The organism is Marivita sp. (assembly GCF_017643905.1).
Taxonomy (GTDB): Bacteria; Pseudomonadota; Alphaproteobacteria; order Rhodobacterales; family Rhodobacteraceae; genus Marivita.
Window position 1 is genome coordinate 1 of record NZ_JAEPMO010000071.1, and the last position, 22,945, is coordinate 22,945.

At 60.6% G+C, this 22,945-nt stretch carries 29 protein-coding genes and 1 pseudogene; 20 read left to right on the top strand and 10 right to left on the bottom strand.

All coding sequences use genetic code 11. The features are described from left to right. Positions 1 to 339 (top strand): TolC family protein (locus JJ869_RS12435; RefSeq protein WP_292267594.1); only part of this gene is annotated, 339 nt, incomplete at its 5' end. Between the two features lie 69 nt (positions 340 to 408). After that, a complete protein-coding gene (locus tag JJ869_RS12440) occupies positions 409 to 1,680 on the top strand; it encodes a hypothetical protein (protein ID WP_292267596.1) in 1,272 nt (423 codons plus the stop codon). 91 nt (positions 1,681 to 1,771) lie between these two features. On the opposite strand, the gene JJ869_RS12445 is transcribed toward JJ869_RS12440, so the two are convergent. Beyond that, positions 1,772 to 2,095 (bottom strand): DUF6280 family protein, encoded by a 324-nt coding sequence (locus JJ869_RS12445; protein ID WP_072776460.1) that lies wholly within the window; start codon positions 2,093 to 2,095, stop codon positions 1,772 to 1,774. 215 nt (positions 2,096 to 2,310) lie between these two features. On the opposite strand from JJ869_RS12445, the gene efp reads away from it, so the two are divergent. Together efp and JJ869_RS12455 are read left to right on the top strand one after the other, a co-directional pair. After that, a complete protein-coding gene (efp, locus tag JJ869_RS12450; RefSeq protein WP_292267597.1) occupies positions 2,311 to 2,874 on the top strand; it encodes an elongation factor P in 564 nt (187 codons plus the stop codon). A gap of 88 nt (positions 2,875 to 2,962) precedes the next feature. Further along, on the top strand, positions 2,963 to 3,436 hold the full coding sequence (locus JJ869_RS12455; protein WP_292267598.1) for a GNAT family N-acetyltransferase: 474 nt from the start codon (positions 2,963 to 2,965) through the stop codon (positions 3,434 to 3,436). 6 nt (positions 3,437 to 3,442) lie between these two features. On the opposite strand, the gene JJ869_RS12460 is transcribed toward JJ869_RS12455, so the two are convergent. From JJ869_RS12460 to thrS, 6 genes are all read right to left on the bottom strand, one after another. Then, on the bottom strand, positions 3,443 to 4,174 hold the full coding sequence (locus JJ869_RS12460) for a folate-binding protein (protein WP_292267599.1): 732 nt from the start codon (positions 4,172 to 4,174) through the stop codon (positions 3,443 to 3,445). A 58-nt stretch (positions 4,175 to 4,232) separates the two neighbouring features. Continuing rightward, positions 4,233 to 4,805 (bottom strand): DoxX family protein, encoded by a 573-nt coding sequence (locus tag JJ869_RS12465; protein WP_292267600.1) that lies wholly within the window; start codon positions 4,803 to 4,805, stop codon positions 4,233 to 4,235. Between the two features lie 27 nt (positions 4,806 to 4,832). After that, positions 4,833 to 5,567: a DNA-binding domain-containing protein gene (locus JJ869_RS12470; RefSeq protein ID WP_292267601.1), complete on the bottom strand. Its 735-nt coding sequence runs from the start codon at positions 5,565 to 5,567 to the stop codon at positions 4,833 to 4,835. Next, the gene (locus JJ869_RS12475) at positions 5,564 to 6,421 is read right to left on the bottom strand and encodes a DUF692 domain-containing protein (protein ID WP_292267603.1); all 858 of its coding nucleotides are present in this window, start codon (positions 6,419 to 6,421) and stop codon (positions 5,564 to 5,566) included. The genes JJ869_RS12470 and JJ869_RS12475 overlap by 4 nt, the downstream gene beginning before the upstream one ends. A gap of 88 nt (positions 6,422 to 6,509) precedes the next feature. Beyond that, complete coding sequence (locus tag JJ869_RS12480) at positions 6,510 to 6,815, bottom strand: DUF2282 domain-containing protein (RefSeq protein ID WP_292267604.1); 306 nt, start codon at positions 6,813 to 6,815, stop codon at positions 6,510 to 6,512. A 232-nt stretch (positions 6,816 to 7,047) separates the two neighbouring features. After that, a complete protein-coding gene (gene thrS, locus JJ869_RS12485) occupies positions 7,048 to 9,027 on the bottom strand; it encodes a threonine--tRNA ligase (RefSeq protein WP_292267605.1) in 1,980 nt (659 codons plus the stop codon). Positions 9,028 to 9,335: 308 nt separating this feature from the next. Between thrS and JJ869_RS12490 the strand changes: the two genes are divergently transcribed. Further along, positions 9,336 to 9,581: a hypothetical protein gene (locus JJ869_RS12490; protein WP_292267606.1), complete on the top strand. Its 246-nt coding sequence runs from the start codon at positions 9,336 to 9,338 to the stop codon at positions 9,579 to 9,581. Between the two features lie 36 nt (positions 9,582 to 9,617). Here JJ869_RS12490 and JJ869_RS12495 read toward each other — a convergent pair whose 3' ends face one another. Genes JJ869_RS12495 through JJ869_RS12505 form a run of 3 tightly spaced genes read right to left on the bottom strand, consistent with a single transcriptional unit; the run spans position 9,618 to position 11,242 of the window. Beyond that, complete coding sequence (locus JJ869_RS12495; protein WP_292267607.1) at positions 9,618 to 10,031, bottom strand: MAPEG family protein; 414 nt, start codon at positions 10,029 to 10,031, stop codon at positions 9,618 to 9,620. Further along, positions 10,028 to 10,486, bottom strand: coding sequence for an SRPBCC domain-containing protein (locus JJ869_RS12500; protein WP_292267608.1), 459 nt, complete (start codon positions 10,484 to 10,486; stop codon positions 10,028 to 10,030). Before JJ869_RS12500 ends, JJ869_RS12495 begins: the two co-directional genes overlap by 4 nt. Positions 10,487 to 10,498: 12 nt before the next feature. Further along, entirely contained in the window at positions 10,499 to 11,242 is a 744-nt protein-coding gene (locus tag JJ869_RS12505; protein ID WP_292267609.1) for a metalloregulator ArsR/SmtB family transcription factor, read from the bottom strand. A 166-nt stretch (positions 11,243 to 11,408) separates the two neighbouring features. On the opposite strand from JJ869_RS12505, the gene JJ869_RS12510 reads away from it, so the two are divergent. The 15 genes and pseudogenes from JJ869_RS12510 to JJ869_RS12580 all read left to right on the top strand — a co-directional run bounded on the left by JJ869_RS12510 (position 11,409) and on the right by JJ869_RS12580 (position 22,734). Then, a complete protein-coding gene (locus JJ869_RS12510; protein ID WP_292267610.1) occupies positions 11,409 to 12,656 on the top strand; it encodes an MFS transporter in 1,248 nt (415 codons plus the stop codon). Between the two features lie 60 nt (positions 12,657 to 12,716). After that, a complete protein-coding gene (locus JJ869_RS12515) occupies positions 12,717 to 13,457 on the top strand; it encodes an alpha/beta hydrolase (protein WP_292267611.1) in 741 nt (246 codons plus the stop codon). 91 nt (positions 13,458 to 13,548) lie between these two features. Beyond that, positions 13,549 to 14,874 (top strand): histidinol dehydrogenase, encoded by a 1,326-nt coding sequence (gene hisD / locus JJ869_RS12520; protein WP_292267612.1) that lies wholly within the window; start codon positions 13,549 to 13,551, stop codon positions 14,872 to 14,874. A gap of 117 nt (positions 14,875 to 14,991) precedes the next feature. Continuing rightward, the gene (locus JJ869_RS12525) at positions 14,992 to 15,993 is read left to right on the top strand and encodes an ester cyclase (protein WP_292267613.1); all 1,002 of its coding nucleotides are present in this window, start codon (positions 14,992 to 14,994) and stop codon (positions 15,991 to 15,993) included. Further along, the gene (locus JJ869_RS12530; RefSeq protein WP_292267614.1) at positions 15,972 to 16,400 is read left to right on the top strand and encodes a VOC family protein; all 429 of its coding nucleotides are present in this window, start codon (positions 15,972 to 15,974) and stop codon (positions 16,398 to 16,400) included. The genes JJ869_RS12525 and JJ869_RS12530 overlap by 22 nt, the downstream gene beginning before the upstream one ends. 14 nt (positions 16,401 to 16,414) lie before the next feature. Beyond that, complete coding sequence (locus JJ869_RS12535) at positions 16,415 to 17,023, top strand: hypothetical protein (protein WP_292267615.1); 609 nt, start codon at positions 16,415 to 16,417, stop codon at positions 17,021 to 17,023. A 76-nt stretch (positions 17,024 to 17,099) separates the two neighbouring features. After that, positions 17,100 to 17,858: an SDR family oxidoreductase gene (locus tag JJ869_RS12540; protein ID WP_292267617.1), complete on the top strand. Its 759-nt coding sequence runs from the start codon at positions 17,100 to 17,102 to the stop codon at positions 17,856 to 17,858. After that, positions 17,855 to 18,868 (top strand): LacI family DNA-binding transcriptional regulator, encoded by a 1,014-nt coding sequence (locus JJ869_RS12545; RefSeq protein WP_292267618.1) that lies wholly within the window; start codon positions 17,855 to 17,857, stop codon positions 18,866 to 18,868. The genes JJ869_RS12540 and JJ869_RS12545 overlap by 4 nt, the downstream gene beginning before the upstream one ends. Continuing rightward, positions 18,865 to 19,827, top strand: coding sequence for an ester cyclase (locus JJ869_RS12550; RefSeq protein ID WP_292267619.1), 963 nt, complete (start codon positions 18,865 to 18,867; stop codon positions 19,825 to 19,827). The genes JJ869_RS12545 and JJ869_RS12550 overlap by 4 nt, the downstream gene beginning before the upstream one ends. A gap of 15 nt (positions 19,828 to 19,842) precedes the next feature. Then, on the top strand, positions 19,843 to 20,811 hold the full coding sequence (locus JJ869_RS12555) for a cupin domain-containing protein (RefSeq protein WP_292267620.1): 969 nt from the start codon (positions 19,843 to 19,845) through the stop codon (positions 20,809 to 20,811). Between the two features lie 60 nt (positions 20,812 to 20,871). Then, positions 20,872 to 21,381, top strand: coding sequence for a GNAT family N-acetyltransferase (locus tag JJ869_RS12560; protein ID WP_292267621.1), 510 nt, complete (start codon positions 20,872 to 20,874; stop codon positions 21,379 to 21,381). A 68-nt stretch (positions 21,382 to 21,449) separates the two neighbouring features. Beyond that, positions 21,450 to 21,824, top strand: coding sequence for an STAS/SEC14 domain-containing protein (locus JJ869_RS12565; protein ID WP_292267622.1), 375 nt, complete (start codon positions 21,450 to 21,452; stop codon positions 21,822 to 21,824). A 71-nt stretch (positions 21,825 to 21,895) separates the two neighbouring features. Further along, a pseudogene (locus JJ869_RS12570) lies at positions 21,896 to 22,006 on the top strand (DUF1272 domain-containing protein); the annotation flags it as partial. Positions 22,007 to 22,019: 13 nt separating this feature from the next. Continuing rightward, a complete protein-coding gene (locus JJ869_RS12575) occupies positions 22,020 to 22,238 on the top strand; it encodes a hypothetical protein (protein ID WP_292267624.1) in 219 nt (72 codons plus the stop codon). Between the two features lie 88 nt (positions 22,239 to 22,326). Beyond that, positions 22,327 to 22,734, top strand: coding sequence for a cupin domain-containing protein (locus JJ869_RS12580; protein ID WP_292267623.1), 408 nt, complete (start codon positions 22,327 to 22,329; stop codon positions 22,732 to 22,734). The last annotated feature ends 211 nt before the right edge of the window (positions 22,735 to 22,945 follow it).

The following is a 22,945-nucleotide window of genomic DNA, read 5'->3' on the forward strand; positions in this document are numbered from 1 at the left end:
CTTGCTTCGACAGACGAGCAGGTGCGCGCGGCCACAGTGGCCTTCCGTGGCGTTCGGGAAGAAGCAGCCCTTGGCGCACGCACGACACTGGATGTTCTCAATGCCGAACAGGAACTGCTGAATGCCCGGTCTGCGCAGATTTCGGCGCAGGTGGATCAGGGAATCGCGGCGTACCGCGTCCTGTCAACAATCGGGCGGCTGACCGCAACGGACTTGCGGCTGAACGTGCAGCAATATGACCCGGTTAACTACTATAATCTCGTGAAGGACAGCCCACTTCAGAAAAGCAAACAGGGTCAGCAGCTTGACCGTGTTCTGAAGTCCCTAGGGAAAAACTAAGTTTCGCCTCATCTGTTGTGCGAAACGCGTTGCCAAGTTACGCTCTCGTCGAGGTAGCAGTGGTGAGCCATGTCTGATCCCGTGACAAACGTGGAAATAGAGGACGTTCTGTCGTCAATTCGCAAGCTTGTTGCGGAAGAAGTCAGGGCGACTCCGATCATGCGCAAGCCGGAAAAACCGGGCAGATTGATTCTGACTGCTGCGCATCGGGTCAAGGAAGACGTACAGGACGCCGAGCGGCCGTCCGAGCCGGTTCTCTTGACGCAGCCGATCCTGCCCGCGACAACATGGGATGCAGAGCGGTCGATCGATGATATTCCACGCGATGCGCGTCTTGCCGATTTTGGCGAAGTTGAAGGCGCCTTTCCCGACATCGACACGTTCAGCCCTCCGGAGTCCAGCGATGACACCGCATATCATGCGGACGAGCAGGAAGAGGCGGAACACCACTCCGACGATGCGCGAGCCTCTGAAGAGGACTGGCAGCCAGACGAAGAGGAAGACTGGCACCCGTCAGACGGCGCTCAACAGGACGAAAGTTCTGTCGCAGAGCGGGACGAGCTGAGCCGGTTGATCGACGAAGAAGTGTCGGCCGCGTTGGGCCTGACCGATGACGATGACTTTGAGGATGAGGGCCATACGTCAGCGCGTGCAGATGATGCCCATTGGACGACCGAATCCTCAGATGACTGGCAGTCTGAGGATGAGTCCGAGGCTGCGGACGAAGACGACAATGAGGCATCTGTGCCGTCTGACGGCGAAGCGTATCAGTCCGAGGGGGACGACGACGAAGCTGAAGACGTGACCGTCGAAGACACGAATTGGCATGGCGATGAAGAGATCGCCGCCGAGTCGGTTGAGGCTGAGCCCCAACCCATGCCAGCGCCACCGCAGACATTGGAAGACAAGGTGGCCGCGCTCGGACGCTGGGTTGCACGCGGAACTCAGGATTTCGAGGAAGAGCGCGATCGCCCCGATGCAGATGAACTGTCAGCCATCTCAGAGCCCATGACGTGGCCTGAAGCGCCCTATGAAGACGCGATGGATGAGGCTGTAGTCGAGGAGTCGAATGTGCTCCATGCAGAGGATGCATGGCCGCAGTCACAGGCCTATCAGACGCCCGTTGCGGAAGAGGTCGCTGCCTCGACCGCTGTGGTGCAGACCTTTGCGCAGGACGACACGCCCGCGCTGGAAATTGATGAAGAGACTCTTCGACAAATGGTCGTCGATATCGTCCGGCAAGAATTGCAGGGGGCTCTCGGAGAGCGCATAACGCGGAACGTACGCAAACTCGTACGTCGCGAAATTCACCGAATGTTGATCTCACAAGACTTCGACTGACGCCCATAACAGGGCGACGATCCAAGCACAAACGTACAAAAAAGGAGAACGCGCCCGAAATGGACGCGTTCTCCTAAATGAATGACGTCTCTTATGCGGCTTCGGCTTGCTGGGCAGCAGCGTTGCGACGCTCACTTTCCTCGCGCGACAGCGCAACAGAGGTGCGAACACCTTTGCCGACAAATTCCATCAGTCCTGCGACGACGCGTTCATTCGGGTCGATGCCCGCACAGCTCAGCACTTCGCGGCCATCGCGGGACCGCGCCCAACGCGCGATCTGCTCGGGGCCGTTTCCATACTTCTTGTCATCTGCGATCGCGTCATCCAATGCGGCAAGAACCACGGCAGCAAACAGCTTGCGCGCGCGATTACCTTGCTCAGCGTTGAAGGCGGTACCGTCAACGAAATCTTTCATGATCCGTCCTGTGATTATTGCTCTTGTGTTTTCCGGCGTGGGGTTGCTTATGGCGCATTCCAGATGATTCGGATACCCTACTTTTGCATACCTTTTATGCGAAATATGCATAGCTTTCCGCAGGTGCGAAACGAGATCTGGTTGTCTGGACAGCGTACCATCGCCCAGATATAGAGGCGGTCAAAGTTGAATCAACCTTTTGACAAAGTTTAGCCATGCCCAAAATCAACGGAAACGAAATTCGACCCGGCTTTGTGCTGGAGCATAACGGTGGCCTTTGGGCTGCTGTAAAAGTCGATCACGTGAAGCCCGGCAAAGGTGGAGCCTTTGCGCAGGTGGAAATGAAGAACCTGCGCAACGGGTCCAAGCTCAACGAGCGCTTCCGCTCTGCCGACAAGGTGGAACGCGTGCGACTTGAACAGAAGGACATGCAGTTCCTTTACGAGACAGATGGTAACCTCGTCTTCATGGACACGGATACCTATGATCAGGTCGAACTTCCTGCCGACATTCTGGGCGAGCGTCGTCCGTTCCTTCAGGACGGGATGACCATCGTCGTGGAATTCCACGAGGCGGAAGCGTTGAACGCCACGCTGCCGCAGAAGGTCACCTGCAAGATCGAAGAGACCGAGCCGGTTGTCAAAGGTCAGACAGCCGCGAACAGCTTCAAACCTGCGATCCTCGACAATGGGGTCAAGGTCATGGTGCCGCCGTTTGTCGGTCAGGACGAGATGATCATCGTCAACACCGAAACGATGGAATATTCCGAGCGCGCCTGACCTCGGGGCCCGCGCGCATATCCCCCGAAACCGTCGGGGGACTCACATGGGTCAAAAGGCCTCCGGCAACAGCCAGGAGGCCTATATCATGATAGAGATCCTTTCCCCCGATCACCTGCCGGATATCCTGCCCGCCCTACGGCAGGTGCAGCAGACCCATGTCGATGCCCGCCCGGATATCTTTGCGCCCTATGGCGCGGACGCCGATTATCTTGCGTTTTTCCGAACCGCGATGACCGAGAAGGGCTTGACCGTGCTTGTCTGGCGAGATGCCGGGCGCTGTGTTGGATTTCTCAGCTACGAGATCGAAGAGCGCGACGCCAACCCGTTCCTCAATCAAAGCCTACAGGGATATCTGCATCACATCAGCGTTCTGGACAGCCATCGCCGACAGGGCATCGGCCGCGCTCTTGTGCAGGCCATGCAAGCCGCTTTGGTCAAAGAAGGCCTGACGATGTGGAAGGTCACCTATTGGCGCTTCAATGCCGCCTCAGCCGCGCTGATGCGATCCGCAGGCGCACAAGAGGTGCATGTGCGTGCAGAGGGGCACATGACCGCCTAGAGGCCTTCAGGTCCGATGCACGACGGCGTCTGCTGCCTGCATCGGGCCGGTGGCACGATCAAACCGAAGGTAGGCAATGCCCGCGCCGTTGGCCTGCGTATAAAGCGTGCCTGCCGATTTGCCCTCTGCCAGGATCTCGGTGCCCACCGGGGCCGTGCCGTTTACCGCGACCTGTGCCAGCCCTTTGCGCAACTCGGCTTTGTGCTTCATCCGGGCGGTGACTTCCTGCCCAACATAACAGCCCTTGCGGAAATCGACCCCGTTGAGGCGCTCGAAGTCCATTTCCAGGATGAAACTGTCTGGCGTCAGTTCGATGCCGCTTTCGGGAACGCAGGCTGCCACGCGAACGGCGTCCCAGTCGATGCCTTCATCGCCCGGTTGACCATCATAGCCGCGCCAGCCCATCGCAGGATCGCGCGGGTCGGCAAAGGCGCCCTCGGGCGCATCGCCCAGACCCCGTGTGACCCTGCGGTCGGTTTCTTCGATCTCGACCTTCGACCGCAGTTTGTACATGGTCAATGCCTGCTTCAGGCCCGGGGCCAAACCATTGTCTACATCAAGCAGGATGTCTTTGCCTTTGGGAACAAGGAAGAAATCCGCCCTGTACTTGCCTTGTGGGGTCAGCATCGCGGCATAGACCAGACCATGATCCAACCGTTCGACATCATTCGTCACCAGCCCTTGCAGGAAGTGCCGTGCATCCGCGCCGCTGATCTTGAGAACCGTACGATCCGACATGTCGCCCCCTGACTGTAGTCCTGTCAGAGATAACGGCCCTGTGGTTGGGTGCAAGGGGTCAGGCGGTGGCGGGTGCTCCAAGAACCTGCCGCGATAGAATGCGGTCCAAGGACAGAACTCCGGCACCTTTGATCACCAGCGTGACAAGGATCAGCATCCAGAACGCGCGCTGATCCAGGATTGCGCTGTCAGGCACCTTGTCTAACCATGCGCCTAATGTTTCCGCATGTGCGATCCCGCCATGACCGTAGAGGTCGGTCAGGGATTGCACGACCACAAACCCGATCATCCCCAGCGCCGCCAGGCGCGTGAAGAGCCCGATCACGATGAGAAGCGGCAGGATGAACTCGGCCCATGTGCCAGCAACCACGACCGCCCAATGAAAGATGCTGAGCTGTGATACATCGTAGACTACCGCCTCCATCTGTTTTGGGAAGATCTGCGCGTAAGCGCCTGTGGAAGGGATAAAAATTCCCATGAGGCCATCCCCGAGTTTCGTCATCACCGACGACCAGAAATACATCAGCAGCGTCGCCGCGAACACGAACCGCGCGAGCAGTGGGACCAGACCGCCGAACATGCGCTCGACCGAGGAAAAAACGGAGTTATGGAGGAAAATCAGTCGGTCCATGGCGGGGGTCTTTCGTTGGCAGAAATGTCAGTTGTTCAGGTTGGTTATGGCGCTGTGTGAAAGCAGTAATCCAAGAAGTGCGCCAAGGTCGAAGCCAGGGCCACCGGTTTCGATGGCTGGGCCGAAAGGCATGCCGCCTTGCAGCGCTTCAACCACGTCGCCCGCACCGGGGCCAAGGATGAACGGCTCGGGGTCGAACTCTGCGCGCAGGATCAAGACGTCCTCGGGATTGCCGGTTGGTTTCTCGCCGCCGCGTAGGGTGTAGTGCCAGATCGACCCGATCGGTCGGGCCGAGCGCAAAAGGATCATTGACGGAGCAAAGCCGAACCGTGTGTTCAAAAGCGTGTCTTCGTCCAGCGCCTGTAACGAAGCGGGGTCAATGCCGAAGCTGTCAGCCGCGTGATAGCTTTGCCGCATAGCCACGTCGATCCGGGCGACGTCGCTGAGATATGGCAAAGGTGCAAGCTGTTCGACGGTCGCAAGAAAGGCGGGAAAATCTGCGCCGTAATGCATCATTAGCGGCGATACGGGCGGTGACTGTCGTAGATAGGCGCGGGCGACGTGATCAAAGTTTTCGCGTCCGATCAGGCTGACGATCGATGGAAATCCGGCGACCAGAGCTTCGCGCAACGACACGGTGACGTTGTTGCGATAGACCCCGTAGCGACGACCCGCCGGGCGGTCGTGACCATCGGTCAGGCCCTCGGGGATCGGCGCTGAGGGGTTCAGCAGCGAGGCGCGAAAGACGGATTGGCTGATCATACCAGCACACGGGCCAGCGCGTTTTCGGCGCGCCGTGCTTCCTCGGCAAGGACAGGCCAGTCTGGCACATCCGTGTCCCATTCCACCAGCACGGGCTTCGGTCCGGATTTTGCCAGCGTGTAATCCAGAAGGGCCCAGACCGGGTCCACCACCTCGCGCCCATGGCTGTCGATCAGCAAGAGTGCGCCGTGGTCGTCTTCGTCTTCATCGTGGCCGCCCAGATGGATTTCTCCAACAGCCTCAAGCGGGTAGGCGTCGATATAGCCTTGCGGGGAATAGTCGAGATTGGTCGCTGACACGAACACGTTGTTCACATCGAGCAGCAGGCCGCAACCAGTGCGGCGCACGATCTCTGCCAGGAAATCGGTTTCGGACCACGTGCTTTCCGCAAAGGCGAGATAAGAGGATGGGTTCTCCAGCAGCATCCGACGACCCAGCACATCCTGCACTTCGTCGATATGATCCGCGACGCGGGTCAGCGTGTCGTTGGTGTAGGGCAAAGGCAGCAGGTCGTTCAGGAAGTGGCTGTCATGGGTCGACCACGCCAGATGTTCGGAAAAGCTGGCTGGATTGAGCCAGTCGCAAAGATGCTTGAGGCGCGCGAGATGGTCCGGATCAAGACGGCCTTCGCCGCCGATCGACAGTCCGACGCCATGAACCGAGATGGGAAATCGCTCTGACAGCACGCGCATCTGCGCCAACGGTCGCCCACCATTGCCCATGTAATTCTCGGCATGAATCTCAAGCCATCCAACCGGCGCAGGATCGTTCAGGATGTCGCTGAAATGCTGCGCTTTGTAGCCGACACCGGGCAGGGCGGGCAAGTGCGGGAAGGCATGTGAGGCGTCAGGCATGGCAAGTCTCTTTGGAGACAAGCCGGGCAAAGGCCCGGCTTACAGTTTGATGTGGCAGGTCGGAGTGTACACCGACCGGTCTCAAAAATCAGCCCTGCGGCAGGTCGCGGTCGAGTGCTTCCAGCGAACCCATGCGAGGGGTACCATCCGCCATCGCGGGAAGTTCAATTTCCATGCACTTACCGGCATCGACAATGGTCCATGCGTTCCCTTGGTAGTCCACTGTTGATGTGCCGGCGCAAGTTGTACCGGGACCTGCTTCGCAGCTATTCTGACCTGCCAAAGATATCCCAAAGCACTTTTCCTTGGCTTGGGCTGTGGCAGTGGTGGTTTGTGCTACAAAGCTGGCCGCAACGGCACTTACAATGGCAGCGGTCTTGAGTGCTTTCGACATGAGATGGTCCTTTTGGTTACCTTACGAGTTGAACTGGGTCGGCGTGTTCTATTAACCGCCGATGTACCAAGCATGCCCCGCGTCAGCCTGTCGCGCTATTCACGGCGGTGTGCTTCACGCGTGCGTGACGCATGGTGAGGTTGTAACAGGAATATTTCTTACGAATTTCAAGAAAATAGGAAAGGCCTCGTAACAAAACGAGGCCTTTTTGAAAACTTGCGGAGCTGGAATGTTACAGAAGATCGGGCGGCGTCGCCTCTTTTTTGAGGCTGCTCACGATCTCCGCCAGCGATGTTACAGAAGTTTCCTTCTCGCCGAGCCGCCGAATGGTCACGGTTCGCTCCTCGACCTCGCGGTGGCCGATGGCAAGGATCACCGGGACCTTGCCGACGGAATGCTCGCGGACTTTATAGTTGATCTTCTCGTTGCGGATGTCCGCCTCGGCGCGAACGCCCGCCTTGGTCAATTCCGCCACAACCTCCTGCACGTAGTCATCAGCCTCGGACACGATGGAGGCCACGACCACCTGACGCGGGGCCAGCCAGAAGGGCAGTTTGCCTTCCCAGTTCTCGATCAGGATGCCGATGAACCGTTCGAACGACCCAAGGCACGCGCGGTGCAGCATGAACGGCCGGTGCCGGTCGCCGTCCTGACCGATATAGCTGGCCCCAAGGCGCTCCGGCAGATTCGGGTCGACCTGGAAGGTGCCGCACTGCCAGACGCGGCCGATTGCGTCGGTCAGGTAGAAGTCGAGTTTCGGACCGTAGAACGCACCGTCGCCGGGTTCGAGTGTATAGTCCCGACCCACCGCCTTGATCGCGTTTTCCAGCGCACCTTCGACATAGTCCCAGCTTTCGTCACTGCCGACGCGTTTTTCCGGACGGGTGGCAAAGCGGATTTCGAACTCGGGGAAACCGAGCTCTTGGTAGACGTTTGCAAGGAAGTCGATGAACCGAGCGCATTCGGCCTGAATCTGGTCTTCGGTGCAGAAGATATGCGCGTCGTCCTGCGTAAAGCCGCGCACCCGCATGATGCCGTGCAGCGCGCCCGAGGGTTCGAACCGGGCACACGATCCGAATTCGGCCAGCCGCAAGGGCAGGTCCCGATAGGATTTCAGGCCTTGATTGAACACCTGCACGTGGCAGGGGCAGTTCATCGGCTTGAGCGCGTTGATGCGGGTTTGATCCTTGTTCCTGGCGCTGGCATCGTCGTTCTCTCCGTCACGGCTTTCGTCGACTTCCACGATGAACATGTGGTGCTGGTACTTTTCCCAGTGCCCCGACGCTTCCCAAAGCTTGCGATCTACCACCTGCGGTGTGTTGATCTCGAGATACCCGCCTGAGCGCTGTTTGCGGCGCATGTAATCCTGTAGGGTGGTGTAGACGGTCCAGCCGTTGGGGTGCCAGAAGACCTGACCGGGGGCCTCTTCCTGCATGTGGAAGAGATCCATCTCGCGGCCCAGCTTGCGGTGATCGCGCTTTTCGGCCTCTTCGAGGAAGGTCAGGTACTGTTTCAGGTCATCGCGGTTCTTGAACGCCACGCCATAGATGCGCTGCAGCATCGGGCGGGTGTTGTCGCCAAGGAAATAGGCGGCCGAGACGTTCATCAGCTTGAACGCATCCGCAGGTACCTGACCAGTGTGCTGGAGGTGCGGACCGCGGCAGAGGTCCATCCAGTCGCCGTGCCAGTACATGCGGATGTCTTCGCCATCGGGGATCTTGTCGAGGATCTCGACCTTATAGGGCTCATTGTTGTCGGTGTAGTACTGGCGCACCTGATCGCGCGTCCAGAGCTCGGTCCGGACGGCATCGCGGGCGTTGATGATCTCTTTCATCCGCTTTTCGATTGCGCCGAGGTCTTCCGGGGTGAACGGCTCCTGACGGTCGAAATCGTAGAACCAGCCATTGTCGCGGACCGGGCCGATTGTGACTTTGACGTCCGGCCAGATCTCTTGCACAGCGCGCGCCATGATATGGGCAAGGTCATGCCGGATCAGTTCGAGCGCGGGCGCGTCGTCCTGCATGGTGTTGATGGCGATGCTGCTGTCGGTGGTGATCGGCCATTGCAGATCCCAATGCGCGCCGTTGACGGTGGCAGAGATGGCTTTCTTGGCAAGCGATTTGGAAATGTTCTCGGCGACGTATGCTGGGGTCACACCTGCATCGAATTCACGCGCATTGCCATCGGGGAAGGTCAGGGAAATCTGGCTCATCGGCCTAGCTCCTCGTCAGTTTGGCGCCCACGGAACGCCCGGTTGCGGGTTATGTATCGTGCGCGGCTTTTGGCAGGGGGGGCGGGGCGCGTCAAGACAGGGCGGGCCGGAAACGACCCGGTGAGTCGGGCGTTTTGCCATCGGTCACGCAATATTCTTGCGCGGTATACCAATGTATTATTGGAAAACGTTTATAAACAACGAGTTAATCTTTTCTTTCGCTATGGACGAAAGCGACGCAATTGCTATGTATAACGACATTCCACTATCGGAAACTTTTTGCGTCATACGACACGGGAGAGCAGACAATGCCCGGCTACAACAAGACATTCGAACTGACCGTCGAAGACATGGAACTGATCGAGGACGCGCTGCGGACGACAAAGCGGTCTTTGAACTCTACGGTTCTGAGCCAGGATGCAGACCCGCTGCGCCCCTGTGAGAACACCCGCGCCGTCGATGCGTCGATGAAGCGGATCAATGATCTGCTGGGGCGTCTGCACAACCAGAAGAACTTTTACCGCCCCAAGAGCGGTGCTTACATCGGCGGATAAGTAAAAGGTGCGTGCAAGCACGCACCCTACGCCGTTTCAGAACCGCGCGGCGAACACCGCATAGGCCATGATCAGGCAACACGCCCAGCCGATCAGGAACAGCATCGGCCGGAGCGGCATCTTGGCAAAGCCCGAGATCATGCCGACGGCGTGGATCACACGCACCCAGAAGAAAACGATGGCGGTCCAGTAGGTCAGTCCGGTAAACCCGTCGATCGCGTTCAGGATCAGCACCAGAACCGAAAACGGCAGTGCCTGTTCCAGCAGGTTCAGATGCGCCCTGTGCGCGCGATGCACCCATGCCGGAAACTGGTCGAGCGGGGTGGGGCGCACAAATGGGTCGGTTCCGGCAATCGCGTGTTTGTTGACGCCGACGATGTAGGGAATCCACAGGCTCGCGGCGAGGATCATCAGGCAGGTGAGGATGCCGAGTTCGGTGGGGAAGGTCATGCCTCTTCTCCTTCCTGCGCGTCCCAAAGATGGTCACCGCCGAAATGCATCGGTTGACCGGTTTCCAGCCAGGTTTTGAGACCTGACAAGGTGCGCACCCATCCATCGGCTGTGCCGCTGCTTGGGTCATGCGCCAAGCCGCGATGCTCCATCGTCAGCTTGCAGTATTCCCCTTCGACGGCGATCAGATAGGTCACCTCGCTGGTCTTGGCGTCGGGTTCCCATTTGGGTTCGAATGTCGTGACAATCCGGGTCTTCGGGTCGAGCGTGATCTCGCGGCTGTGCAAGGTCTCGAACCCGTCTGGCGTCATGTAGATCAGCGTGTCGCCTTCGCGCCGGGCGCTTTGGCCGAGGAAGTCGTAATTCGCCACCGCGTCCGCCGAGGTAAGCGCGTGCCAAAGCGCATCCTGCGTACACCGGATATACGTTTCCATCATGAAATCTGGTTTGGTCATGGTGACGGTCCTTCAGCTTGCCATCTTGAGCGCGGTGCCCGTTTCCAGGTACGACTTGAGAGATGCCGCCAGACGCGCCCAGCCTTCGGCAAAGCCTTCCTGACCCGGAGCCATGTCGTAATGTTCGATGGTCAGCTTGCAGGTCTCGCCCTGTGCCTCGATCAGGTAGACCATGTGGGACGCGGGTGCGTTTGGCCCCATGAACAATGGCTCGAACGTCATCGCGATGCGGGTTTTGGGGTCCATCTCGGTCGTGATCTGCCGCAGCATCGGGTCGCCATCGGGTTTGATGAACTCGGTCACGTTGTCTGGCCGCGCGTCGCCGCGCACCTCGTTGCACATGAAGTGATAAGCGGCCATCTGATCGGCCTTGGTCAGCGCATCCCAGAGCGCATCCTGCGAGCAGCGGATGAAGGTCTGCATCATGAAATCGGGTTTTCCCATTTTGGTCTCTCTCTCCAATCGGGTTTTCAAATCGCTCATCATCTGCGCCTGGGGCCTCAAGAAGGGCGCGACCCATCGGTCGAGCATTTCCTGCAGGGGGAGGGCGTTCAGGTAGTGGTATTTGAACCGCCCCTGTTTGCGCGGGATGACAAGATGGGCGTCTTCGAGAACCTTGAGGTGCTTCATCACGCCGAACCGGCTCATATCGAGCTGCTCTTCCAGTTCGCTGAGTGACTGCCCGTCCTTGCGCCGCAAGCTGTCAAGCAGCGCACGGCGGGCGGGGTCGTTGAGGGCTTTGAAGATCATATCCATGTTTGGAACTATATGTGATTCTTTAGTCACGTGACAATAGGGTAACCTAATGCCATTGAATTTTGCGCCAAGCCTCTGATCGCATTTGTGGATTTAGAGGGCGGTGGGAACCAATCACGTGCTGGTGCGTTCTCATGCGGTCGCCTACAGCCACAGGAATCACCTTATGACCAACCCCGTCACCGACGCCTATGAAGAGATCACAGGGGCGGACGATTCGGTTCGGGACCGTGAGGCGCGCAACGGGTTGCGCCACATGGTCAGCCTGTCGATGACCAAGGTGGCGGACGGGCTGGTCGACCCCAAACTGGTGTTAAGCTGGCTTGCCGGCGCCTTGGGAGCACCTGCTGCGCTGACCGGGTTGTTGGTGCCGATCCGCGAGGCGGGGGCTTTGCTGCCACAGATCGCTTTTGCGGGCTGGGTGCAGTCCATGCGGCACCGCAAATGGGCTTGGGTGATTGGGTCGGCAGGGCAGGGGATCGCCGCGCTGGCCATCGTGTTCATCGCTTTGACTCTGGAGGGGCTGGCCGCCGGGGTTGCGCTCTGTGCTGCCCTAGCCGTTCTGGCGGTCGCACGCGCGGCCTGTTCGGTCAGTTACAAGGACATTCTGGGCAAGACTGTCGGGAAAACCCGTCGCGGAGCGGTAACGGGTGTTGCTGGATCAGTGGCCTCGGTCGCGGTGATCGTTTTTGCCGGGCTGCTGATGTCGGGTCTATTGCGCGACGTGATGCCGGTTGTCGTGGCGATTACGCTGGCGGCGGCGCTTTGGGGTGCCGCGGCGATCCTGTTTTCATTTCTTGAGGAACGGGCTTCTGAGGACACCGAGGATACATCGGTCGATTTCACACCGCTGAAGGAGGACCGCCAGTTTCGCCTCTTCATCGCGGTGCGTGGCTTGCTGACAGTAACCGCATTGGCGCCGCCGTACTTCGTTTTGCTGGGCGGAGGGCAATCGGCCTTGCAGGGCTTGGGTGCGTTGCTTCTAGCCTCGGCGGCGGCGGCCTTTGCAGGGTCCTATATTTGGGGACGGTTGTCGGACAAATCCTCGCGCAAGGTTCTGTTCCTGTCAGGGATGCTGGCCGCCGGGTTTGCCACATTGGCGGTGCTGGCCGAGTTGAGCGGCTGGGCCGGGACGGCTTGGGTGATCCCTGTGATCCTGTTCTTCTTCATGTTGTCCTATCAGGGCGTGCGCTCGGCGCGGTCGGTGTATCTGGTGGATATGTCGCCCGAGGACGCCCGGTCCTCCTATGCGGCCTTGGCGAACACTGCGACTGGCGTGCTTCTCCTGATCACCGGCGCGTTCGGCGGGCTGCTGGCGCTGGCTGGGCCTGTGGCGTCGCTGATCGGGTTTGCAGCATTGTCGCTGGCGGGTGGGCTGCTGGCGCTGCGGCTAGATGAGGTGGAAAACGGCTGACGCCTCTTGGGTTCCGGCAGGCTTTGCGTAAAGTCGTGCCAAACCGGAACGGAGGCAGCCATGACGAAGATACAGCACATCGACGGACCGAACGGGCACCGACTGGCCTATGCCAGGACCGAGGGCGAGGGGCCGATGATCGTGTTCCTGTCTGGCTATAAATCCGACATGGAAGGCACCAAGGCGGTGCATCTGGAGGCTTGGGCCAAGCTGACCGGGCGCGCCTTCCTGCGGTTCGACTATTCGGGGCATGGCGTGTCGGGTGGTGTGTTTGAGGAGGGATGCATCGGCGACTGGGCGCGCGATGCGCAAGCGGTGATTGAGGCCACGACAGATGGGCCTGTGGTGTTGGTCGGGTCGTCCATGGGCGGCTGGATCGCGTCGCTGTTGACGCAGCGGTTGAAGCATGTGGTGGGGTTTGTCGGCATCGCTGCGGCCCCCGATTTCACAGAAGACGGCTTCTGGGCCGGGTTTTCCGAAGAAGACCGGCGCAAGGTCATGGAGGACGGGCAGGTCGCGCTGCCGTCGGATTATGGCGATCCCTACAACGTCACCCGCCGTCTGATCGAAGACGGACGCGAGAACCTCGTGCTGCGCTCGCCGTTGCACATGCCCTATCCGGTGCGGCTGGTGCAGGGGACCGAGGATACCGCGGTCAGCCGCGAAACCGCGTTGAAGCTGCTCGATCACATCGAGAGCCCCGACCTTCGGTTGACGCTGGTCAAAGGCGCCGATCACCGTTTTTCCGAACCGCAGAACCTGCGCCATATCGAGGACGCGATTATGGAGGTGCTGGCCTGATTGCATGATTTTGCAATCGTATGCAAAAATTGCTTGAGAGGCCCGCGCGCCCCGCTATGCTGAGCCGGACAGAGGATCTGGGGAGGTGGCGATGGCCGAGTATCTCAAGCGGGGGAAACCCGAAACCGAACGTGCCGAGGACGACGCCAAGACCCGCGCGGTGGTCGAGGCGACGCTGGCCGATATCGAAGCACGCGGCGATGCGGCGGTGCGGGATCTGGCGGCGAAGTTCGACAATTACACGCCCGAGAGCTTTCGCCTGACGCAAGACGAGATCGACGCGCTGATCGCGGAGCTTAGCCCACGCGAGTTGGCGGACATCAAATTCGCGCAGGAGCAGGTAAGGAATTTTGCGCAGGCGCAGCGCGACTCGATGCTGGACATCGAGGTCGAGACGATGCCGGGGGTGATCCTCGGCCACAAGAACATCCCCGTGCAGTCGGTGGGCTGCTACGTGCCGGGCGGTAAATTCCCGATGGTCGCCTCGGCCCATATGTCGGTGGCGACGGCGTCAGTCGCGGGAGTGCCGCGCATCATCGCTTGCACGCCGCCATGGCAGGGCAAGCCGAACCCGGCGGTGATCGCCGCGATGCATCTGGGCGGGGCGCATGAGATCTACGTGCTGGGCGGGATTCAGGCCGTGGGGGCTATGGCGATCGGCACCGAAACCATCGATCCGGTGCACATGCTGGTGGGGCCGGGCAATGCCTTTGTGGCCGAGGCGAAGCGGCAATTGTTCGGGCGGGTGGGAATCGACCTCTTCGCCGGGCCGACCGAGACCATGGTGATCGCCGATGACACGGTGGATGCGGAGATCTGCGCGACGGATCTGCTGGGGCAGGCGGAGCATGGCTACAACTCGCCTGCCGTGCTGGTGACGAATTCGCGGAAACTGGCGGAAGAGACCTTGGCCGAGATCGACCGGCTCCTGGAGATCCTGCCGACGCGGGACACGGCGTCGGTGTCGTGGCGCGACTACGGTGAGGTGATCCTCTGCGCCGACCATGACGAAATGCTGGCCGTCGCCAATGACATCGCCTCCGAGCATGTGCAGGTGATGACCGACCGGGACGACTGGTATCTGGAGCACATGACCTGCTACGGCGCGCTGTTTCTTGGGGCGCGGACAAATGTGTCGAACGGCGATAAGGTGATTGGGACGAACCACACGCTGCCCACCAAGAAGGCAGGGCGCTATACCGGCGGGCTCTGGGTGGGCAAGTTCCTCAAGACCCATTCCTACCAGAAGATCACCACGGATGAGGCGGCGACGCTGATCGGCGAGTATGGTTCGCGTCTGTGTATGCTCGAGGGGTTCGTCGGTCATGCCGAGCAGTGCAACGTGCGGGTGCGGCGCTATGGCGGGGTGAATGTGCCCTATGGTGAAGGTGCGCCCTATCGGGATGCGGCGGAGTGAATTGGCGCGCGGGACGATGCGGAGACGCATCGTCTGTTTCCGTGGACGGAAACATTTGGGGGGCCAGCCCCCCAAACCCCCCGGCATATTTGAGAAAAGAAGAAGTAGGGGCGGGTCATGTCCGAGGCTGAGCACGCGAAGGCGGTTATGGCGCCGGTGTTCGCCGCGATGCGGAACGGCAGTTTTGATGCGTTCAAGCGGGTTGCGCCGGATGCTCTGTTTCGGATGTGCCATCCGTTTGGCGATCTGCGCGGGGCGGAGGCGTTTACCCGTGATGTGTTAGAACCCCTGGAGGAGGCGCTGCCCGATCTGGAGCGGCAGGAGGTCATTCGTATCGCCGGCTTTGATGCGAATGACGCGCTTTGGGTTGGCTCGGGTGGGTCTTATGCTGGGCGATGGATGAACCCGTGGCTTAGCATCCCGGCAACGGGGCGCTCTGCTGTGATGCGGTTTCACGAGTTCTACCGGATTGAGGGTGGCTCTTGCGTCGAGATGCAGGCGATCTGGGACATTCCGGAGATGATGATGCAGGCGGGCGTCTGGCCGATGGTGCCGCAGCTGGGGCGGTTTGAGCATGCGCCCGCGCCCATGACCCAGGACGGGTTGGGGCCGCATGATCCGACTTTGTCGGCGGTCAGTGCGACCCATGTGATCGACATGCTGACGGCGATGGTGCGGCACCCGTTGCAGGGTGGGCCAGAGGTCATGGAGTTGGAGCGGTTCTGGTACCCGAACTTCATGTGGTACGGGCCTGCGGGCATCGGCACGGCGCGCGGGGGGGAGGAATTCCGGCGTTTCCACCAGATTCCATTCCTGAAGGCGATGCCGGATCGGGGGCAGCATCCAGAGGGCACGGTGCATCACTTCATGGCGGAAGGGGCCTATGTCGGTGTGACTGGCTGGCCCAACATGCAGCAGACGCTGACCGGGGATGGCTGGCTCGGCCTGCCACCGACGGGGCAGAAGATCACCCTGCGCAGTCTGGATTTCTGGCGTCTGGAGGATGGGCTGATCCGGGAAAACTGGGTTCTCGTGGACCTTCTGGATGTGTACGCTCAGCTCGGGGTGGATGTGTTCGCCCGGATGAAGGAGCTGGCATGGAGCAAAGGATATCGCTGATCACGTTGGGCGTGATGGATGCGGAAAAAGCGGCGGTGTTTTATGATGCGCTGGGCTGGCTGCGGGTCGAGACGCAGGATGGCGTCATCGCATATGACCTGTTGGGTCAGACGCTGGGGCTTTATCCGCTTGATAAGCTGGCGGAGGATATCGGGATCGACGTGGCGCAGCTTGGGCGCGGGGCGCTGACTTTGGGCTACAATGCACGGGACCGGGCTGGCGTGGATGAGGTGATGGGCCGGGTCGAGGGTGCGGGTGGCACGGTGCTGAAACCGCCGCAGGAGGTGTTCTGGGGTGGCTATCACGGCTATTTCAGCGACCCAGAGGGCCATATCTGGGAAGTAGCCCATAATCCGTTCTCGCCCTTGCGCGACGGCGACGGGGCGTTTCGCTGGAACGGATTTTGAGACGCCCGCAAAGCATGTGGAGCCTTGAGACGCTGGGCCGGGTCCGGTTGTCGAAGCATTTCTATATGAAGGAGTTTCTATATTCCGAGATTGGGAATTTTCATCAGATCCAGAACATCCCCGACCATCCCGATCTCGCCATCGCGCGGGGGCGGGCGTTTTGCGAGACGCTGCTTGATCCGTTGCAGGAGACTTTTGGCCGGATCGCGGTGCGGTCGGGGTTCCGGTCGGCGCCGCTCAATCGGTTCGGCAATGAGAACGGGCTGAACTGCGCGCGCAATGACTATCCGCTCGAGTGCCACATCTGGGATTTGCCGGATGTCGAGGTGGCAGGGGCAAGCATCGTGATCCCGTGGTTTGCGGATCAGTATGGTCAGGGGCGGGACTGGCGCGATCTGGCGTGGTGGCTGTATGACCATCTGCCCTTTGCCGAAGTCTGGTTCTTTCCCAAGCTCTGTGCGTTCAACATCGCGTGGCGACCGGAGCCGCGGCGGCGGATCGACAGCTATATTGTGCCCAAGGGGACATTGGTACGCGGAGGCTTGGAGCCGACCGAGCAGGCCGATCAACGCGCGCGGCGCTATGCGGATTTCCCGCCGTTTCGGGGCATCGCCCATCCGTGATGCAGGGGCTGGACAGAGCGCATCGTGCAGAGTAGCGTGATTTTGCACACCTATGCAAAGCCTTGGAGTTGTCCTTATGCCCCTGCCCAAAACCCCGTCTTTCCAGCTTGATGGCAAGCGGGCACTGGTCGCCGGCGGATCGCGCGGAATCGGGCTTGGTTGCGCCGTTGCGCTGGCCGATGCGGGCGCGCATGTGGTTATCGCCGCCCGCAACGCGACGCAGGTGCAGGCGGCCGTTGACGAGATGGCGCAGGCGGGTTTGAGCGCTGAGGCGCTTGTGCTCGACGTGACGGATGTCGACGCGGTGCGGGAGGCGGTGGCAGCTCTGTCTCCCATCGACATTCTGGTGAATTCCGCCGGTCTTGCGCGGCACAGCAAGGCACTGGACACCACGCCCGAGGATTTCGACACGGTGTCAGAGATCAACATCAAGGCAGCGTATTTTCTGGCACAGGCGGTGGCGCGGCAGATGGTTGGGCGCGGCGGGTCGATCATCCAGATCAGCAGCCAGATGGCCCATGTCGGCGGGATCGAGCGAGCGGTTTATTGCGCGACCAAACATGCGCTGGAAGGCATGACCAAAGCGATGGCGATTGAATGGGGACCGGAAAATATCCGCGTCAACACGATCTGCCCGACCTTCATCCTGACCGAGTTGAGCAAGCCGACCTTTGCCGACCCGGAAAAGCGCGCATGGATCGAGAGCAAGATCAAACTTCCGCGCGTCGGGCAGGTCGAGGACATTATGGGGGCGTGCCTGTTCCTTGCCTCCGATGCAAGCAGCATGGTCACAGGGACGTCGCTCTTGGTTGATGGGGGCTGGACGGCGGGATGATGCGGCGGGTCACCTCATTCGATGTTGCGGCGCGGGCGGGGGTGAGCCAGTCGGCGGTGAGCCGGGTGTTCTCTGGTGCGTCGGCCAGCAAGGCCACGGCAGACAAGGTGCGCGAAGCGGCCGACGCGCTGGGCTACCGGCCCAATGTGCTGGCGCGGTCGCTGATCACCGGGCGGAGCAGGATCATCGGTTTGGTTGTGGCCTATCTGGGCAACCCGTTCTACCCCGACGCGCTGGAGCGGTTCAGCCGCGATTTGCAGGAGGAGGGGTATCACACCATGGTTTTTACCGTTCCTGAAGGGGCTGGCGAGGTCGATACAGACCGGATCATCCAGCAGATGTTGGACCACCAGGTGGACGGGATCGTGCTGGCCAGTGTGGGCCTTGGAGACGCTCTGGCCGCGCGCTGCGAGGCGGCGGGCATCCCGGTGGTTCTGTTTAACCGGGGGCAGGCGGGCAGCGGGCTGGCGCAGGTCACATCGGCCAACCGGTTGGGTGGGGCCAAGGTGGCGGATTTTCTGTTCAGTGGCGGCCACTTACGCATAGGCCACGTGGCGGGCTGGCAGGGATCGTCCACCGGGCGCGACCGGACCGAGGGGTTTCTGGAGCGTTTGGCGGCGTTAGGCAGGGATTGCGTTGGCGTCGAGGACGGGCGCTATGACCATGCCGAGGCCGTGCGCGCGGCCGATCTGTTGCTGGCCAAGGATGTCGATGCGCTGTTCGTTGGCAATGATCACATGGCTTTTGCGGTCATGGACCATCTGCGTTCCACGCTTGGTCTGTCGGTGCCGGGTGACGTGTCTATTGTCGGTTATGATGATGTGCCGATGGCGTCTTTTGCTGCCTATGACCTGACCACCGTGCGCCAGCCTGTGGGGCGCATGGTCAAGACCACGGTCATCGCGCTTATTAACCAAATCGAAGACAAATCCGCGCAAGCGGAGGTGACTGAAATCGACGGGCCGCTGATCCTGCGTGGATCGGCCCGCATACCGGAAGGCTTGCAATGAGAGGGTTCGACAACCGTTTCGTGGATTTCCCCGATTACATTCTTGGGATCACCAAGGAGATCTGGGAAGATCGCGGGCTTGGGGCGAAAATGAAGGACTATTACCACCCCGAGGTGATCGTCCGAACGCCCGGCGGCATCGGTTTTGGCGAACCTGCGATGACAGCGGCGACGATGGCGACCTGTCACGAATTCCCCGACCGACAGTTGCTGGGCGAAGATGTGATCTGGTCGGGCACACCCGAGGTGGGCATGCTGTCGTCGCACCGGATCCTGTCGACGGCGACACATGTGAATGACGGGCAGTTCGGCCCAGCCAGCGGGCGCAAGATCACCTTGCGGGCGATTGCTGACTGCTATGCCAAGAACAACATGATCAGCGACGAATGGCTGATCCGCGACAATGGCGCGATTGTGCGGCAGTTGGGTTTTGATCCAAAGGCGTGGGCACAGGCCCGTGTTGCAGCACTTGACCCCGAGACCCAGCCGTTCCGTCCGGCGGTCGATGTGCAGGGGCCGTATACGGGCCGGGGCAATGACAACCAGTGGGGTGCCGCCTTTGCAGCGCTGCTGACGCGCATGATGGCAGGTGAGTTCTCGGTCGTTCCGGACCAATACGACCGTGCCGTTCAGGCCGAGTATCCCGGCGGGCACACCGTGCATGGCACCGGGGGTGTCGATCAGTTCTGGCTGGGTCTTCGATCCGCCTTCCCCTCGGCGAAATTCGAGGTCCATCACCAGATCGGGATGGAAGAGCCGAACATGCCGCCCCGTGCCGCGATCCGTTGGTCTCTGACCGGCAAACATGACGGTTGGGGCACGTTCGGCGCGCCCACAGGTGCCGAGGTGTATGTCATGGGAATCTCCCATGCCGAATTCGGCCCGCGCGGGTTGCGCCGGGAATGGACGCTCTACGACGAGACCGCGATCTGGATGCAAATTCTGGCCCATCAGGGCTGACCAAGAGGACCAACTATGACCCCGCAAGAGATGGAAGCCCGCATCGTCCGCTATGGCGATCTGCGCCCCTGTCGCACCGCCTTCATCGACGCCCACACGCCGGGCAGCGATCAGAAGGAAAACTTTACCATCATCGGTGGCGGTGTGTCGGAAAGTGCCGACCAACATGTGCACATCACGGAAACACCGGGCTTCAACATCGGCGCGGCGGGCCAGCCGCCCAAGTGCCGCAATTCGCTGCACAGCCATCGCACGGCCGAGGTGTTCTTCGTGCTCAAGGGCCGCTGGCGCTTCTTCTGGGGACGCTGGGGCAACGCGGGGGAAGTGGTCCTGGAAGAGGGCGACATCATCAACATTCCGACGGGCATCTTCCGGGGGTTTGAGAATATCGGCACCGATTACGGGATGATCATGGCGATCCTCGGCGGCGATGATGCCGGCGGAGGCGTGATCTGGGCGCCGCAGGTGATCGAGGATGCGAAGGATCATGGGCTTGTGCTGGGCGAGAACGGCAAGCTTTACGACAGTAAGAAGGGGCAAACTCTGCCCGCGGGCGTGAAGCCGATGCCATTACTGACGGATGAGGAGTTGAAGGCGTTTCCGGAACCGACCTCGGCGGACGTCGTGCCCGGCTATGTCGCGCGGTATTGGGATCTGATGGCACTGGCCGACCGGCAACCGGCCAAGGTGATCGGGCCGGAAGGAAAGCTGAAAGACCGTCCGGGCTTTGATGTAGATTTCATCACACGCGGGTCGATCCCGGAAGACATGTACACCGTCGCCAGCCACGAGGTTCTGATGCCCATGCGCGGCCATTGGCGGCTGAGCTGGGAGGGGGGCACAACCGCGCTCAATCCCGGTGACACGGTGGCGGTGCCGCCGGGCCTCGCGCACAGCGTGGTGCCAGCCATGACCGGCGAGGCGTCGATGTACAGGATACGGTCGACCGACGATCCGGCAGGCCCAACCTGGAAAGCTGCCTGATCTGGCCGCTTGGGTGTCCGGCACTAGGTTGACCACCAGACACCCAAATCGGAGGCCCGGATGACCCATGACACCCTGACCCTGCGCCCGGCAAAGCCATCGGACACCGATGCGCTTGATCGGCTGTTCGGGCAAAGCTATCCGATCCTGCTCAAGCCCGACTATCCACCGTCGGTGTTGGTCACGGCGGTGCCTCTGATCTCGAAGGCGCAGCCTGCGCTGGTCGCGTCGGGGACGTTTTTTGTCGTCTGCGACAGAGAGGATATCGTCGGCGCGGGTGGCTGGACGATGCAGGCGCCGGGCGGCAGACCGGGGATGCGGGGCATCGGCCATGTCCGCCACGTGGTCACCGACCATCGCCGCACCCGTGAAGGGATCGGGCGGCGCTTGATGGAGCACATCATCCTGCATGCCCATGCCTGCGGCATGATGCAGTTGCATTGCCAAAGCACCCGCACGGCTGTGCCATTCTACGAATCCATGGGGTTTGTGGCGCAAGGCGAGATCGACATCGAACTCCGCCCCGGCATCACATTTCCAGCCGTCTTCATGAAGCGAATTCTTGCCTAGGTTGATTTGAATCATGGTGCGATCGCCGTTTTTGGTGTGGACTCGAGATCCAGCCATAGGAGGGGACCATGCTGACCATCACCAAACCCGAAGAGAACCGAGTCGATATCGATCTGTCCGGCAAGATTTCGGCAGATGAGATGGCCAAGGGTCTCGATGATCTGCTGGAGCAGTCGCAGGACGTGAACAAGGGCAAGATGCTCTATTCGATCACGTCTTTTGCCTTTCCAGACCTTGGCGCGATTGCGGTTGAAATGGCGCGTTTGCCCAAGCTTTTCGGACTATTGGGGCGGTTCGACCGCTGCGCCGTACTCAGCGATGCGGCATGGCTGCGCACCGCCGCCGAGATTGAAGGGGCGCTGATTCCGGGCTTCGACATCAAGGCGTTTGACCTGACCGAGCGCGACGCAGCCGAAGCGTGGTTGAAAACCGGCATGGCCTGATCGCACTGCTTGCAGTCTGCGGCCAAGAGAGGTTTTGATCCGGTATCAAATCTCTCTTTCCGGGGGCTGGCATGCTGGAACTTCGACCGAATTGCGAATGGTGTGACAGGGACCTGCCGCCCGACGCCCAAGACGCGCGCATCTGTTCTTATGAGTGCACCTATTGTGCGCATTGCGTCGAGACCGTGCTGCACAATGTCTGTGCCACGTGCGGCGGCGGATTCACCCCACGCCCGATCCGACCCAAAGGCGCGCATCGCGCGGGTCCGACCCAAAGGCGCGCATCGCGCGGGCAAGACTCTGGGTCTTGGCCATCAACCCGCCAGCACCAACCGCGTGCATTCGCGCTGGACCGCGGACGAGGTCGCAGATCTGAGCCTGCGTCTGCGCGACATCACACCGGGGGATCGGTAAGGGACAGCCCTGCCTCGGGTCGCAACAAGGAGCTTCCCATTCCGCGACCCTGCGTTATCTCAGCCAAAGACACAGAGAGGAACTCACCATGAAAATCCACCACGCCGGGGACCGGCCTTCGCAAACGCCAAGCCCTGACTATTTCACGGGAACCGTGCGCATGGACCCGGTTGTCTCTGGCGACGACGATTCCGCCGTTAAAATCCTGATGGTGACGTTTGAGCCCGGCGCGCGGACCGCGTGGCACACGCATCCCGCTGGTCAGTCTTTGCACATCGTGTCGGGGCTGGGATTGGCCGGGTCCGAAGGCCAGGCGGTGCAGGTGCTGCGCCCCGGTGACACGGTGTGGTTCGCGCCGGGTGAACGGCACTGGCACGGTGCGTCGCCTGACTGCGCCATGACTCATCTGGCAGTGCAGACTGCGGTTGAGGGCAAGACCGCAGACTGGCAAGCGCACGTGTCGGACGCCGATTACAACGCGCCGCGTGCTGGGTGACCCCGAAAGCGTTCGAGATCCGAGCCGCATGTTTACATTCGCTTGACGTTGGACTTCTGGCGGCAACTTGACTACGCTTAAAGCCTATCTTCACTTTGAAAACGTCCTATTGTCACCTCTGACGAGCAATGAAAAATCTTGCTATTTTGCAAGACCATAGATTTGATCGATCCTGCAAGCGATTGAACCTCTGCCGTTCGCTTTTTGAAGC